Consider the following 15,551-nt stretch of genomic DNA (forward strand, 5'->3'; position numbering starts at 1 on the left):
AGCAAAAACAATTAAAATTAAAACATTATGAAAAAAGCAAAACCTATTAGAATGTGTATCATCTGTAAGAATAGAAAAAATCAAAGCGAATTAAAGCGTTTTCAAATACTTTCAAATGAAGTATTATTTAGCTTTAATAGCGGAAGAAGTATGTATTTATGTGATATTTGCTTAGCTAAAGATGATAATGAATTTTTAAAATCTTTGCATAAGGTTGTTAAAAATAACATAGACAAAAAAGAACTTGCTAGTAAAATAAAAGAAAGGTTTTTATAAATGGCGAATGTAAAAATTAGTGAAATTGCAACAGAATTAGGGTTTTCAAATAAAGAAACTTTAGAAAAAATCAATGAATTAGGATTTGAATTTAAATCGGTTCAAAAAGCAGTTAATGAAGAGATTGCAGGTGCAATTTATGAATATTTAAAAAATGGCACAATTCAACAAGTATTAAAAGATGAGGTTGCAAAATCTACAAAAAGCGTTAAAAAATCTAACACAAAAGCAACTACTACTAAAAATTCTAAAACTAAAACTGAAAAGGTTGAAAAAACAAAAAAAACTGAAACCAAACAAAAGGAAGTAAAAGCAGAAGTTAAACAAGAACCTAAAGAAGAAAAAAAAGAAGAAATAATAGTAGAAGAAAAAATCACTAAGGTAGAAGTTAAAGAAGAAATGAAAACTAATGAAGTAGAAAAAAAAGAGCAACCTAAAGAAGAGCCTATGAGTCTTGCAAAAAGTGGTCTTGAAAAACGCCGCGGATTAGTAATTATTAAGAAAAAAAATGCAGTAAAAGAAGAGCCAAAAGAAGAGATTAAACCTAAAACAAAATCTCAAGAACCTGTTTCTTTTGCATCAATTTTTAGCACAGATGAGAGTTTAAAAAAGAAAAAAGCAAAAAAAATAGTTCCTGCAGCTAAAAAAGAAAGCTCATCTAAAATGGATTTTGATACTAATTTTGCAGAAATTAATGATGATGAAGATGATATGGTTGTAATGCCTGATTTTTCATTTAATGAGAAAAAAGAAGAAGAAAAACCAGCAAAAGCTCAAAATTCTTTAAGAAGTGCATTTAACAATCAAATCAATCAATTTACAAATAATTCAATAGCAAGATCTCGCCGTAAAAAATCTAAAGCTTACAAAAAAGAGCAAAATAACGAAGAAATTACTAGCGTAAAAATTCCAAAAGAAATAAGATTATATGAATTAGCTGAAAAACTAGGCAAAAAAGATAGCGAATTAATCTCAAAATTATTTATGCAAGGAATGATGACAACTAAGAATGATTTCTTAGATGAAGAAACAATTGAGATTTTAGGTCTTGAGTTTGGAATTGAGATTAGCTTTTTTGATGAAACTGCACAATTTGACTATGTGGCTGATTATGAAGAAAATCAAGAAGAATTAAATGATATAAAAGTGCCTGTAGTTACTATCATGGGACATGTTGATCATGGTAAGACAAGCTTGCTTGATTATATTAGAAATAGCCGTGTAGCAAGTGGTGAAGCTGGTGGAATTACTCAGCACGTTGGTGCTTATATGGTTAATAAAAATGGTAAAAATATTACCTTTATTGATACTCCAGGTCACGAGGCTTTCTCTGCAATGCGTGCAAGGGGTGCGAGTGTAACTGATATAGTAATCATTGTAGTAGCTGCTGATGATGGTGTAAAACCACAAACAAAAGAAGCAATTTCACACGCAAAAGCAGCAGGTGTTCCAATCATTATCGCAGTAAATAAAATAGATAAAGAAGCAGCAAATCCTGATAGAGTAAAAACTCAATTAGCAGAGCTTGATATTATGCCAACAGAGTGGGGTGGAAGTCATGAGTTCGTTTATATTAGTGCTTTAAAAGGAACAGGAATTGAAGATTTACTTGAAATCATTTTACTTCAAGCTGAAATCCTAGAACTTCGTGCTAATAAAAATGCAGCAGCAAAAGCAAATATAGTAGAAAGCTCACTTCAAAAAGGTCGTGGTGTAGTAACAACAGTGATTATGGAAAACGGAACACTAAAAGTTGGAGATACTGTTGTTGCAGGTATTGCTTATGGAAGAATTAAAAGCATTACAGATAGTAAAGGCAATGCACTTAAAGAGATTTTACCAGGCGAGTGCGGTGTGATTATGGGTCTTAATGAAATACCTGAAGCAGGCGAAACCTTAATCAGCGTAGCAACTGATAAAGAAGCAAGAGATTATGCACAAAAACGCCATGAATATCTAAGACAAAAAGAATTAAGTAAATCAACCAAAGTAAGTCTTGATGAACTTAGTGCAAAAATTAAAGAAGGCAATTTAAAATCTCTTCCTGTGATTTTAAAAGCTGATGTTGGTGGAACATTAGAAGCTATTAAAGGAAGCCTTGAAAAACTATCAAACGATGAAGTAAAAGTTGATATAGTTTTAGGTGGTGTTGGTGGTATTTCTCAAGGAGATATTGCTTTAGCACAAGCTAGTGGTGGTGTGATAGTAGGATTTAATGTTCGCCCAACAGGTGATATTAAAGAAAAAGCAAAAGAAGCTAAAGTAGAGATTAAAACATACAATGTAATTTATAATCTAATTGATGAGATCAAAGCTATTTTAGGTGGCTTAATGAGTCCTATTATTAGTGAAGAACAACTTGGACAAGCAGAAATTAGACAAGTAATCAATGTTCCAAAAGTAGGGCAAATCGCAGGATGTATGGTAACAGATGGTAGTATTGTAAGGGGTGCAAAAATTCGCGTTATTCGTGAAGGTGTTGTTGTTTTTGAAGGAGAAATTAGTTCTCTTAAACGCTTTAAAGACGATGCTAAAGAAGTTAGTAAAGGTTATGAATGTGGCGTTGGTATCGCAAACTTTAACGATATGAGAGAAGGCGATTTTATTGAAAGCTATAAAGAAGTTCAAAGTAAGGTAAGTCTATAATGAATGATAAAGCACAAATCAAGCGTCTTAGAACTCAAAGTTTATTAAAAGAATTAATAGGAGAAGCCTTAGCTAATTTAGATGATCCTATGCTTAATTCTTTGCTTGTAAATGATGTAGATTGCAAGAAAGGTCGCTATGATGCTTTTATTTATTTAGATAAAATGGGGCTAACTAAAGATGAACAAAATTTAGTTTTATCAAAATTAAGAAAAGTTAGCAAAGTATTGCAGGCTCATTGTTTGGGAGCTTTGGGTATGTATAGATGTCCAAATTTTCATTTTAAGTTTGACGATAGTTTAGATAAAATCAATAGAATAGAAGAATTATTTAAACAAATTAATAAAGAAAGGCAATAATGCAGCTAGATGATTTAGCTAAACAGCTTAATTTAGTTATTTACGATACTGAATTAGCAAAAGAAGGCGACAATTTCATTTACAGAATTTATATTTTGAAAAATTCTAGTAATAAATCAGTTAGCCTAGATGATTGCGAAAAATTTAGCAGATTAATCTCTCCTATATTAGATTTAAATCCGCCAACGGATGAAAAATACTTTTTAGAAGTTAGTTCTCCTGGACTTGAGAGAAAGCTAACAAAACCAGAGCATTTTAAATTAAGCATAGGCGAAATTGTAAAAGTAAAAACTAAAGAAAAAGAAGAAATCATTTCAAAATTACTTAGTGCAGATGACGAAAAAATCACTTTAGAAGACGGCACTATTTTAAACTACGCAGACATTAAATCTACAAAAACTTATATCTATTGGTAAGGCCAAGCCTTACCTATATACTCTCACACTCAAATTAATTTAACCATTTTAAACAAGACAAAACAATTTAAAGGAAAAGTATGAATACTATTAATAAAAAAGATACTAAAACGCTTATTTTAAGTGCGTTGGGTGGGACATTAGAGTTTTATGATTTTATCATTTTTGCGATTTTTACGCCGTATTTTACTCATCATTTTTTTCCAGCTGAACTTGATGAGAGTATAAAATTACTTAATACTTATGGAGCTTTTGCGGCTGGATACTTAGCAAGACCTTTGGGTGGAGTTGTTATGGCTCATTTTGGTGATAAATTTGGAAGAAAGAATATGTTTTTATTAAGCATTATTTTAATGGTTGTTCCAACTTTTATTTTTGCCATAATGCCAACTTACGAGCAAATTGGATATTTTGCCATCGCAATACTACTAATTATTAGATTAGTTCAAGGAGTTGCAATAGGTGGAGAATTACCTGCTGCATGGGCTTTTATATACGAGCATAGCAAAGAAAATAATAAAGCTTTATTTTTAGGGGTTTTAACAAGTGGCGTTTGTGGTGGTATTACTTTAGGAGCTCTTAGTGCTTTATTGCTTCAATTAAACTATACCGAGCAAGAAATATCAGATTATGCTTATAGAATTCCTTTCTTAGTAGGTGGAATTTTTGGTCTAATTAGTATATATTTAAGAAAATTTTTGCAAGAAACACCTGTGTTTTTACAAATGAAAGCAGAAAAAAAGTTAAATGATTTTCCTATAAAAGCTGTATTAAAAGACTACAAGAAAGAAATAATTCTATCAATGCTTTTAACCTTTGTTCTTACTGCTTGTGTTGTTGTTTTGCTAATTATGATGCCAAATTTTACTAAGAAAATTTTAGAAATCAAAGCTACTTTAAACACAAGTATTCAAATAATCGCAAGTGCTTGTATGATGTTAGGGCTTGTTGTTTGCGGAAAATTAGCAGATACTTTTAAACCTAGTTTGGTTTGCATAATTTTTGCTTGTTTATTAGGAATTAGTGTTGCTAGTTATTTTTATTCTTTATATATTTTAAAAGATTTAATTATTACTTGTGTGTTTTATTTTCTTGCGGCATTTTTTGCAGGTATTGTTAATTTTACATCTTTATTTATGTGCAAACTTTATAAGGCTAATGTAAGATACACAGGTATAGGATTTTCTTATAATTTAGCTTATGCAATAGCTGGATTTTTAACTCCTATTATCGTTGTTAAATCTCACGAGCACTTTAATATAGGAAGTGGATATTATATGATTTTTATATCTTGCTTAGCAATCTTTTGTGCTTTCTATTTTGATAGATTAAATAAAAGAATTTGAAATTCCTATTTCAAATTCTTTACGAAAAAGCCCTTAAGCTAGGGCTTTTCACATCATTCCTGGCATTCCGCCCATTCCGCCACCCATTGGCATAGCTGGCATATCAGCTTTATCTTCTTTAATATCGCTAATTGTAGCTTCTGTTGTAAGTAGCATTGAAGCAACGCTTACAGCATTTTGTAATGCTACACGCTCAACTTTAACAGGATCAATAATTCCAGCTTCATACATATCTACATACTCGCCACTTGCAGCATCAAAGCCTCTATTTTCATCTTTGCAAGTTTCAATTGTATTTACGATAACGCCTGAATCAAATCCTGCGTTTTCAGAGATTTGGCGAATTGGAGCTTTAATTGCTCTGCGAACGATATTTGCACCGATTAATTCATCGCCTTCAAGATTTAGATTAATTCTATTTGTAGCATGAATTAATGCAGCACCGCCACCTATTACTATACCTTCTTCAACAGCAGCTTTTGTAGCACTCAACGCATCATCAACTCTATCTTTTTTCTCTTTCATTTCAGTCTCAGTTGCAGCACCAACCTTAATAACAGCAACACCACCACTTAATTTTGCTAAACGCTCTTGTAATTTTTCTCTATCATAATCGCTTGTAGTTTCAGCAATTTGAGCTTTTATTTGATTAATTCTTGCATTGATTGCATCTTTGCTACCAGCACCATTTACGATTGTAGTATTGTCTTTATCAATTACGATTGAGCTCGCACTTCCTAAGTCAGCTGCATTTGCACTCTCAAGAGTTCTTCCCATTTCTTCGCAAATTACTGTTCCACCTGTTAAAATTGCAATATCTTCAAGCATTGCTTTTCTTCTATCACCAAAACCAGGAGCTTTAACAGCAGCGATATTTAAAATACCTCTTAATTTATTTACAACTAAAGTTGCTAATGCTTCACCTTCAATATCTTCAGCGATAATTAAAAGTGGGCGACCATTTTTTTGTGCAGTTTCAAGCACAGGTAAAATGTCTTTTAAGTTAGTGATTTTTTTATCATATAATAAAATTAAAGGATTGCTTAATTCGCAATTCATTTTATCAGCATTTGTAATAAAATATGGGCTTAAATAACCTCTATCAAATTGCATACCTTCAACAACGCTTAATTCATCATTGATTGATTTTGCTTCTTCAACTGTGATAACGCCATCTTTACCTACTTTTTCCATTGCATCAGCGATTAGTTGTCCGATTTTTTCATCGCTATTTGCTGAAATTGTAGCAACTTGTGCGATTTGCTTTCTATTTCCTGCAACTGGCTTTGCTAAAGCTTTTAGTTCAGCTATGATTGCTTCGCAAGCTTTATCCATACCGCGCTTTACTTCAATCGGATTTGCTCCAGCTGTTATATTTCTTAAACCTTCTTTAAAGATTGCATGAGCTAGAACTGTTGCTGTTGTAGTTCCATCACCTGCTTGATCAGCAGTTTTGCTTGCAACTTCACGAACTAAACTTGCACCCATATTTTCTAAAGTATCTTTTAATTCAATTTCTTTTGCAACGCTTACGCCATCTTTTGTAATTGTTGGAGCGCCGAAACTTTTTTGAATTAATACGTTTCTTCCGCGTGGTCCCATTGTAACTTTTACAGCGTCGCTTAATTTTCTAACGCCTTCATATAATTTATTTCTTGCTTCATCTGAATAAAAAATTTCTTTTGCCATTTAAATCTCCTTATAAAATTCCTAAAATATCATCAAAACTTAGTATTAAATAGTTTTCATTATCAATTTTTAATTCGCTTCCAGCATATTTACCAAATACTACTTTATCTCCTACTTTTACATCGCTAATGTCTTTTGCAACTGCAATAACTTCGCCTTGTTGTGGTTTTTCTTTAGCATTGTCAGGTATAATAATTCCTGAAGCTGTTGTTTTTGTTTCATTTGCACATTTGATTAGCACACGCTTGTTTAATGGAGTAAAATTCATTTTCTTTCCTTTCTTGTGATTTATCACTCTAAATATTTGAGTGCTAAATTATAATAAAGATTGGTAAATCAAATCATAAAATGAGTTAAAAACACTAAATGAACTTTAGTTATAACAGCTCAAGTTTATTGATAATTTATCTTAAAGGGTATCAAATGAAAAAGCTATTGTATTCAATACTAGCACTTGTTTTAGTGCTTTTTATCGGAATTTATTGTGTGTTATTTACAGGATTTGGAAATAACTTTGTAAAAAATATTGCAGAAAAGAAATTAAATGAAAACTCAAATATAGCAATAAAAATTGAAGAATTTGAATTAGGAATTTCAAAAATTAATTTAAAAGTTTTGGTTAATGCTATGCTAGAAGCTAAGGTAAATGGTGATTTTTCATTATTATCTCGCAGTCTTGATGTAAAATATGAGCTAAATGGCAAAAATTTAGAACTTCTAAAAATCACTGACCCGCTAAATATCGCAGGTAATATCAAGGGTAATTTTAGTGATTTTAATATAGATGGAAAAGGCGTGATATTTACTAGCCCACTTACGCTTGATGCGAATGTGAAGGATTATTTTCCAACTAAGCTAAATCTTGATGCAAACAATTTAGATGTAGAAAAACTAAGCAAAATCGCTGGAGTTGATTATGCAAGTGGCTTTATAAACCTTAATGCAAATGTAAATGAGTTTGATAAGGATAAGCTTGATGCAAAAGCTTTGGTTAGTATTTATTCAGAGCTTAAACTAAAACCTAGCATTACAAAAGATTTTGGCATTGATATTTCAAGATTTGGTAAGGTTATAATTGATTCAAAAAACACTTATAAAGCAAACGAAATTACACCTAATTTACAAATAAAATCAAATATTTTAAATCTTACAAGTAATTTTGAGCCGATTAATCTAACTAATCAAGTTGTTAAGGGTCAAGTAATTACTAATTTAAGCGAATTAGCATTTATAAATCCTACTTTAAATTCTAATTTAAAAATTACTTCAGATATTCTTTATAAAGATAAAGTTGCAAATATTAATTCGGTTTTAAGTGGTAAAAATATAAATACAAAGCTTACAAAAGTTACCATAAATCAAGAAAATACCACAATTAGCACCGATTTAAGAGCAAATGCTGAGCTAGTTAGACTTCAAGGTGGTGAATTAATAAATCTTGTAGCTAATGCAAAATTAGGTAAATCAGGCTTAGAAAATGCCGATATTAAAGGACTTTTATTAGGTGCAAATTCTAATATTACATTAGGTAAAAATGATTTAAATGCAAGTATTAAAGGATTAAAATCATTAGCTTTATTAGGGCTTTTAAATCAAGATAAAATGCTTGATGCTGACATTAATATCGATGCAAAATTAAGCGATTTAAAAAACTTAGTTGGAAATGCAAATCTTGAGATTAATGGTAAAACAGTTCCAAGTTATTTTAAAAAAGCTTATGATTTAGATGTTAATTCAAAAGTAAATGCAAACGCAAATATTAAGCTTAGTGGTGCCGAAAATATTACTTTAGATGCGAAATTAATCACAGATTTAGTAGATAGCTTTAATGCTAATGGAACTTATAAAAAAGGTGTTGTTAATGCAAACTATAATGCAAGTGCAAATCTAGCTAATTTTAATAAAATGCTTAATAAAAATATGAGTGGAAATGTCGCTGTGCAAGGTGATTTGGTATTTGATAAGATTTTAAATCTTACGCTAAACTCAAATGAATTTTTTGGCGGTAAATTAAACGCTAAGCTAAATGGCGATAAATTTAATGCAAATTTATCTAATGTAGCTTTAGAAAATTTAGCAAAATCTTTTGATTTAATAGATGTTTATAAGGCTAATGTGAATGGGAATTTAGATTATGATTTAAAACAAGCTAGTGGAAAACTAACAGCAAATCTTGGAAAAGGTCATTTAAAATATCACAAAACTATTAAGCTAATTAATACGATTTTAAATACCGATGTAACTAAGGTTGTGTTTGATAAAGGCGATGTTTTAGTAAATATAAATAAAAATTTAATTGATTATAATGCAAACATAAGCGCAACAAATGCAAAAATCGCAGTTAGCAACGGAACTTATAATACTTTAAGTAAGGTTATAAATGCACCTATTTTAGTTTCATTTAACAATAACGAAGTAAAAGGAAAAATCGCAGGTATAGATGAAGATGTAAAATTCATCCCTGATGCAAAAAACACCGTTGAAAATGCAGTAAAAGTGCTAGATAAACTAACAGGTAAAAACAATAGCGAAAAACTTAACGAAACACTAAAACCTGCTGAAAATTTATTAAAAGGATTATTTAAAAGATGATAGCAAGATATAGCAATGATGAAATGAGTAGTATTTGGAGTGAAGAGTTTAAATTTAATGCTTGGCTAGAAGTTGAACTTGCAGCTTGCAAGGCGTTTAATAAAATAGGCGTAGTGCCTAGCATTGATTTAGAAAATTTGCTTAAGAATGCTAAGTTTGATATAGCAAAAATTAAAGAAATAGAAGAGCAAACAAAGCACGATGTAATAGCCTTTACAAGGGCATTATCGCTTAATTTAGGCGAAGAAAAAAAATGGGTTCATTATGGACTTACAAGCACTGATGTTGTAGATACCGCACAAGCCTTACAGCTTAAAAAGGCTAATGAAATTATTCTTAAAGATTTGCAGATTTTGCTTGATATTTTAAAGACAAAAGCAAATGAGCATAAATATACTATTGAAATAGGAAGAACTCACGGAGTTCATGCTGAGCTTACTACTGCTGGGCTAAAGTTTGCTTATTTTTATGAAGAAATTAGACGCAATTACGAGCGTTTTAAGAGTGCTTGTGAAGAGATTAGAGTTGGTAAAATTAGTGGTGCAGTTGGAACATACGCAAATGTGCCAATGGAAATTGAAGAGCTAATTTGCGATGAATTAGGGCTAAAAGTAGCAAATATAAGCACGCAAATACTACCTAGAGATTTACACGCAAATTATATAAGCGTGTGTGCGCTAATCGCAAGTGCACTTGAGCGATTTGCCACTGAGATTAGACACCTTGCTAAAACAGAATGTTTTGAAATGCTTGAATATTTTAGTGAAAATCAAAAAGGCAGCTCAGCAATGCCACATAAAAAAAATCCAATAGGAAGTGAGAATATTTGTGGTCTTAGCCGTGTGATTAGGGGATATTTAATTACGGCGTATGAAAATATAAACCTATGGCATGAGCGTGATATTAGCCATTCAAGCGCTGAGCGAATTATGCTTCCTGATGTAACGATTTTGCTTGATTATATGCTAAAAAGATTTAGTGGTATTGTAAAAAATCTCATAATTTACCCTGAGCGAATGCTTAAAAACTTAGAGAATTCTTATGGTCTTATATATTCTCAACAATTATTATTAACGCTAATAAATAAAGGCTATTCAAGAGAAAATGCTTATGATTTAGTACAAAGCCTAACCAAAAAAGCATGGAGTGAAAAACTTCAATTTAGCGAAGTAATAAACGAAAACGAAGAGATAAAAAACATACTAAACGCTGATGAAATAAAAGCCGTATTTAACAGTGATTATCATCTTAAAAATGTTGATAAAATTTATGAGCGTTTAGGGCTTTAGAATTTAAGAATTTGAAATTCCTATTTCAAATTCCATTTAATTTTTAGAATTTAATTCGTGTATTTTAATGTAAATTAAAGTAAAAATTATTTAAAATTTATTAAATAATTTTAAAGGAGAGATTATGAAAAAAATTGTATTTTTAGGTGCTGGGTATGCAAATTTAAGCCTAATTAAAAAGATTAAAAAGAAAAATCTAAGCAAAGCAGAATTCATACTAATAAACAATAACCCATATCATTATAAAACCACAGAATTACACAAAATCGCAGCAAGAGAAAGCGAAAAAGACATAGTAATAAATCTAAAAAGCATACTACCTAAAGATGTAACTTTAATTTGCGATAATGTAAAAAGCATTGAAAATGGTAAAGTTATTTGCGAGAACGCAAATTATGATTATGATGAGCTTTATGTTGGGCTTGGTGCGAGTGTAAATACCTTTGGCATTGCTGGGCTTGATGAGTGTTTAAATATAATAAATTATAAAAACGCATTAAATACTGCTGAAACACTTTATAAAAATCTTGAGCTTTATGAAAATAAAAATGTAATTATTTGTGGTGCAGGACTTAGTGGAGTAGAGCTTTGTGGCTCAATTGCTACAACTTGTAAAAATCTAGGAATTAGCATTAATTTATATTTGGTTGAAGCAATGGATGAGATTTTGCCTGTTTATGCTAAAGATTTAGCTAAAAAAGCTAGAAATTATTTAGAAAATCTAGGCGTAAAAGTTCTAAGCTCTCATAAAATAATCAAAAAAGTTGATGATAAATTATTTTTAAACGATGAAAATAATTACATAGAAGCCAAAACTATAATTTTTACAGCTGGAGTTAAGGGCAGTGAAGTGATTGCAAATAGTGGCTTTAATCACAAAAATAATAGAGTTTTAGTAAATGATTATTTGATGGCACCTAATTTTGATAATTGTTATGTTTTAGGAGATTCGGCGATTGTTTCAAATTACGCACCTACTGCACAAATTGCTTGTAAGCAAGGAAAATACCTAGCAAAAAGACTGAACGCAAAGCTTGAAGGAACTGAGTTTAACGAAGCTTTTAAATACAATGATAAAGGTAGCATTTGTTCAGTCGGAAAAGACTATGCAATAGGCGTTATTTTAGGCAAAACTTATAGTGGTTTTATGGCAAAAAGTCTTAAAAAATTAACCGAAGTAGAGTGGAGCGAAACGCTAAAATAGGAATTTGAAATTCCTATTTCAAATTCTTAAATCTTAAAATCTCTTTTATAGAGCTAATTACATAATTTATTTCATCGTTATTTATTACATACGGCGGCATAAAATAAATCGTATTGCCAAGCGGTCTTAAAAGTAGCCCAAATTCTAACGCTTTTATATAAATCTCAAGCCCAAATCTAGTATTAGGATGTTCTATATCAAACGCAAACACCATTCCTTGATGCCTAATATTTTTTACACTTTTAAACTCAGCAAAACCTTGCCAAAGTGAGTTTATATATTCGCTTTTAATTTTGTTTTGGTTTATAACATCATCTTTAATAAATATATCCAAAGTCGCATTTGCAGCAGCACACGCAAGTGCATTTCCTGTGTAACTATGAGAATGTAAAAACGCTTTGTATTCGTTATATGGAGCATAAAATTCATTATAAATTTCATCGCTTGTTACAACAACGCTAATTGGCAAATACCCACCACTAAGCCCTTTGCTAAGGCATAAAAAATCAGGCACAATTTCGCACAGCTCTAAAGCAAACATAGTCCCACTTCTTCCAAACCCAACAGCAATCTCATCAAAAATGATATCAATATCATAAGATTTTGCTAACTGACAAGCCTTTTTAACAAACTCAGCTGAATACATATTCATAGAGCCCGCACATTGAATTAAAGGCTCAAGGATAAAGGCATTTATATTTTTATGCTCTTTTTCAAGCAAGTTTTCAAGCTCAAATAATTCTTTTTCATATTCCATTCCACTTGGTGCAGGGGTATTTAAGCATTCAAGTAAAAGTGGTTTATAAGTCTTTTTATAAAGCTCAACATCACTTACGCTTAGTGCTGCTATCGTTTCTCCGTGGTAAGAATTGTTAAGTGATAAAAATTTGTTTTTTAATTTTCCTTGCAAAAGATTTTTATGAAAACTCATTTTAAGTGCTACTTCAACAGCACTTGAGCCATTATCAGCATAAAAGCATTTATTTAGTTTTGCTGGTAGTAAATCAGTAAGCCTTTTTGATAATTTTATAATGCTTTCATGAGAAAATCCAGCCATTATGATATGCTCTAGGGTGTTTAATTGCTCTATTATTTTAGCATTTATATAATCATTGCTATGCCCAAAAAGATTTACCCACCAAGAACTAATACAATCAATATATGATTTATCATTAAAATCATATAAATACACACCTTTTGCCCTTTTTATAGGAATTAGTGGCACAAACTCATGCTCTTTCATTTGCGTGCAAGGGTGCCAAATGTGGGCTAAATCAAGCTTTATTAAATCATTTTGCATTTGTAACTCCTTTATGAAAATCTAATAAAATTATTATAAAGGATGAAAATGCAAGACTTATTAAATGAACTAAAAAAAGAAAATAATTTTAGAACTTTAAAAAGATTTAAAAACGACGGCAAGTATGTTTTATATGATGGCAAAAAGCTTCTTAATTTTGCTAGTAATGATTATCTTGGCTTGGCAAGTTCTGGTGAGCTTGAGCGTGAGTTTTTAAATACTTACAAAAATCAAAGCCTAAGTTCAAGTGCTAGTAGAAGTCTTGGTGGTGGAGGTGATGAATACTTTTTATTTGAAGAATACTTATCATCTTTATATAAAAAAGAAGCACTTTTGTTTAGCAGTGGGTTTTTGCTAAATTATAGTTGTTTAAGTGCTTTAGCTACTTTAAAAAATACGCTTTTTTTAGCTGATAAAAAAGTTCATGCAAGTATTATTGATGGCATAAAGCATTCTAATTTTAAACGCTTTAAACACAACGATATAAATGATTTAGAAAAATTATTGCAAACGAATTTAAATTATGAAAAAATCATAATAATTTGCGAGAGTTTATATAGTATGGATGCAGATTTTGCACCACTTGACAAGCTTTTAGAGCTTAAGAAAAAATATAAAAATATTATGCTTTATGTTGATGAAGCACATAGTATTGGCTCGCTTGGCATTAATGGGCTAGGACTTGGATACTTAAAAGATATTGATTTTTTAGTGCTTACATTTGGTAAAAGCATTGCTAGTATGGGTGCTGCGATGATTTGCTCACAAATGGCAAAAGATTTTTTTATAAACAAAGCTAGGGGGCTAATTTACTCAACCGCATTGCCTCCTATAAATGTGGCTTATTCGCATTTTGTGTTTTCAGAATTAGCTAATTTTGATAAAAAAAGAGAGCATTTAATAAATCTTAGCTCATATTTAAATGAATTGCTAAAAGATAAAATAAAAGGCGTTAGTTATATAAAAATGATAGTTTTAGGGGATAATGAAAAAGCTAATCTATACTCAGCAAAACTTATGCAAAAAGGTTTTTTTGCCCCAAGTATAAAAACTCCAACCGTAGCTGCTAAGGATACAGGAATAAGACTATCAATAAACGCTAATATGGATTTTAGCGATTTAGATAATTTTGCTAAGGCTTTTTATGAAATTTGAGTTTTTACATAAAAATAATTCTAGTGATTTGGTGCTGTTTTTTGGTGGTTTTGGCTTTTTACCGAGTGCTTATAATTTGGCGTCAAAAAATGATGTTTTAATGGTTTATGATTATTTGGAATTTGATTTAGGATTTTTAGAAATTTGTAAAGCCTATAAAAACATTAAATTAATCGCTTTTTCAATGGGTGTTATGGTATCCTCAAAATGTGATTTAAGTTCGCTTAATATCGTGCAAAAAATAGCGATAAATGGCACGGTAAAAGGCATTGATGATGAGTTTGGAATTAGCGAGAAACTTTTTAAAATCACGGCTAAAAGATTTGATAAGGAAAACTTTTTAAGTCGTTGTGGTGGGGTAAATAAGGCGTTTAATCAAAATTCTAAAGATGAGCTTTTAAGCATTTTAGAACTTGCTAAAAAGCCTTGTATTTGGCAAGATTATGATTTGGCATATTCATCAAATATGGATGAAATTTTCCCACAAAATGCACTTTTAAAAAGCTTTAAAAATATTTGTAAAATCAATGCCTCACATTTTTGTTTTGATGAATTTTTAAGCTGGGATGAAATATGAAAAGCTTTTTAAAAGCAAAAGATACTTATTTTAAAAATGCTATCGTGCAAAATGATATGAGAGAAGTTTTGCTTAACGAAATAAATGGGCGTTTTTGTAGGGTGCTTGAGCTTGGCTCAAATAGGGGCGAGTTTAGCAAAATGGTGGCTAAAAAGATAGAATTTAGTGAGTTTTATTGCGTAGATATCAATGATTTTAGCCTTGATTATGGTAAGGAATTTATTTTCGTAAAGCAGGATTTAAGAGATTTTAAAAATTCGTTTTTAGCTAAAATGGATTTTGATTTAATCATTTCAAATGCGTGTTTTCAGTGGCTTGATTTAGCAAAATTAATAAATGAAATTCCTAAATCAAATTCTAAGCTTGTTTTTAGCACTTTTGGGGTGAATAATCTTTGGCAGATTAAAGAGCATTTTGGCGTTGGGCTTGAGTATTTAAGGGTTGATGAAATAGAGCAGATTTTAAAGCTACATTATCAAAATATAAAGATTTATGAGAAAAATTATGAGCTGATGTTTAATTCTAGCATTGATGTTTTTAGGCATTTAAAACTTAGCGGTGTAAATGCCTTTAGCGGGGTATTTTTAGGCAAAAATGATTTAAAAATCTTTAATGATAAATATCATAACACCTTAAACTACCACGCCATTTTCGTTAGTGCTAGTAATTGAAATGGTGTATTATAATATTATTGAATAAAAT

General features: G+C 30.5%; 14 protein-coding genes. 11 read left to right on the forward strand and 3 right to left on the reverse strand.

The genetic code is table 11. The features are described 5' to 3' along the window. Window positions 1-27: 27 nt before the first annotated feature. The 5 genes from AC1B00_RS01450 (at window position 28) to AC1B00_RS01470 (ending at window position 5,043) form a co-directional block, all read left to right on the forward strand. Window positions 28-276 (forward strand): DUF448 domain-containing protein, encoded by a 249-nt coding sequence (locus AC1B00_RS01450; RefSeq protein WP_239817822.1) that lies wholly within the window; start codon window positions 28-30, stop codon window positions 274-276. Beyond that, window positions 277-2,922, forward strand: coding sequence for a translation initiation factor IF-2 (gene infB, locus AC1B00_RS01455; RefSeq protein ID WP_488847787.1), 2,646 nt, complete (start codon window positions 277-279; stop codon window positions 2,920-2,922). After that, a complete protein-coding gene (gene rbfA, locus AC1B00_RS01460; protein ID WP_239817824.1) occupies window positions 2,922-3,281 on the forward strand; it encodes a 30S ribosome-binding factor RbfA in 360 nt (119 codons plus the stop codon). Before infB ends, rbfA begins: the two co-directional genes overlap by 1 nt. Beyond that, complete coding sequence (locus AC1B00_RS01465) at window positions 3,281-3,697, forward strand: LSm family protein (protein ID WP_239817825.1); 417 nt, start codon at window positions 3,281-3,283, stop codon at window positions 3,695-3,697. The genes rbfA and AC1B00_RS01465 overlap by 1 nt, the downstream gene beginning before the upstream one ends. Window positions 3,698-3,777: 80 nt before the next feature. Continuing rightward, complete coding sequence (locus tag AC1B00_RS01470) at window positions 3,778-5,043, forward strand: MFS transporter (RefSeq protein WP_488847789.1); 1,266 nt, start codon at window positions 3,778-3,780, stop codon at window positions 5,041-5,043. A 48-nt stretch (window positions 5,044-5,091) separates the two neighbouring features. On the opposite strand, the gene groL is transcribed toward AC1B00_RS01470, so the two are convergent. Beyond that, window positions 5,092-6,732 carry a chaperonin GroEL gene (groL, locus tag AC1B00_RS01475; RefSeq protein WP_239817827.1) on the reverse strand — a complete coding sequence of 547 codons (1,641 nt, stop codon included), beginning with the start codon at window positions 6,730-6,732 and terminating at the stop codon, window positions 5,092-5,094. 10 nt (window positions 6,733-6,742) lie between these two features. Continuing rightward, on the reverse strand, window positions 6,743-7,000 hold the full coding sequence (gene groES / locus AC1B00_RS01480; RefSeq protein WP_239817828.1) for a co-chaperone GroES: 258 nt from the start codon (window positions 6,998-7,000) through the stop codon (window positions 6,743-6,745). A gap of 155 nt (window positions 7,001-7,155) precedes the next feature. On the opposite strand from groES, the gene AC1B00_RS01485 reads away from it, so the two are divergent. From AC1B00_RS01485 to AC1B00_RS01495, 3 genes are all read left to right on the forward strand, one after another. Beyond that, window positions 7,156-9,324, forward strand: a complete 2,169-nt coding sequence (locus AC1B00_RS01485) for an AsmA family protein (RefSeq protein WP_488847790.1) — start codon at window positions 7,156-7,158, stop codon at window positions 9,322-9,324. Continuing rightward, complete coding sequence (gene purB, locus AC1B00_RS01490) at window positions 9,321-10,613, forward strand: adenylosuccinate lyase (protein WP_488847791.1); 1,293 nt, start codon at window positions 9,321-9,323, stop codon at window positions 10,611-10,613. Before AC1B00_RS01485 ends, purB begins: the two co-directional genes overlap by 4 nt. Before the next feature lie 124 nt (window positions 10,614-10,737). Continuing rightward, window positions 10,738-11,817 carry an NAD(P)/FAD-dependent oxidoreductase gene (locus AC1B00_RS01495; protein WP_488847792.1) on the forward strand — a complete coding sequence of 360 codons (1,080 nt, stop codon included), beginning with the start codon at window positions 10,738-10,740 and terminating at the stop codon, window positions 11,815-11,817. A 13-nt stretch (window positions 11,818-11,830) separates the two neighbouring features. Here AC1B00_RS01495 and AC1B00_RS01500 read toward each other — a convergent pair whose 3' ends face one another. Beyond that, entirely contained in the window at window positions 11,831-13,117 is a 1,287-nt protein-coding gene (locus tag AC1B00_RS01500; protein ID WP_488847794.1) for an adenosylmethionine--8-amino-7-oxononanoate transaminase, read from the reverse strand. Between the two features lie 42 nt (window positions 13,118-13,159). Here AC1B00_RS01500 and AC1B00_RS01505 point away from each other — a divergent pair, with 42 nt between their 5' ends. From AC1B00_RS01505 to AC1B00_RS01515, 3 genes are read left to right on the forward strand one after another with little or no spacing between them, the layout of a single operon-like run. After that, the gene (locus tag AC1B00_RS01505; RefSeq protein ID WP_488847795.1) at window positions 13,160-14,272 is read left to right on the forward strand and encodes an aminotransferase class I/II-fold pyridoxal phosphate-dependent enzyme; all 1,113 of its coding nucleotides are present in this window, start codon (window positions 13,160-13,162) and stop codon (window positions 14,270-14,272) included. Continuing rightward, window positions 14,262-14,849, forward strand: a complete 588-nt coding sequence (locus AC1B00_RS01510) for a pimeloyl-ACP methyl esterase BioG family protein (protein ID WP_488847796.1) — start codon at window positions 14,262-14,264, stop codon at window positions 14,847-14,849. The genes AC1B00_RS01505 and AC1B00_RS01510 overlap by 11 nt, the downstream gene beginning before the upstream one ends. Beyond that, on the forward strand, window positions 14,846-15,520 hold the full coding sequence (locus tag AC1B00_RS01515) for an SAM-dependent methyltransferase (RefSeq protein WP_488847797.1): 675 nt from the start codon (window positions 14,846-14,848) through the stop codon (window positions 15,518-15,520). The genes AC1B00_RS01510 and AC1B00_RS01515 overlap by 4 nt, the downstream gene beginning before the upstream one ends. Window positions 15,521-15,551: the final 31 nt, after the last annotated feature.

It is taken from the genome of Campylobacter sp. DY7, assembly GCF_057802535.1.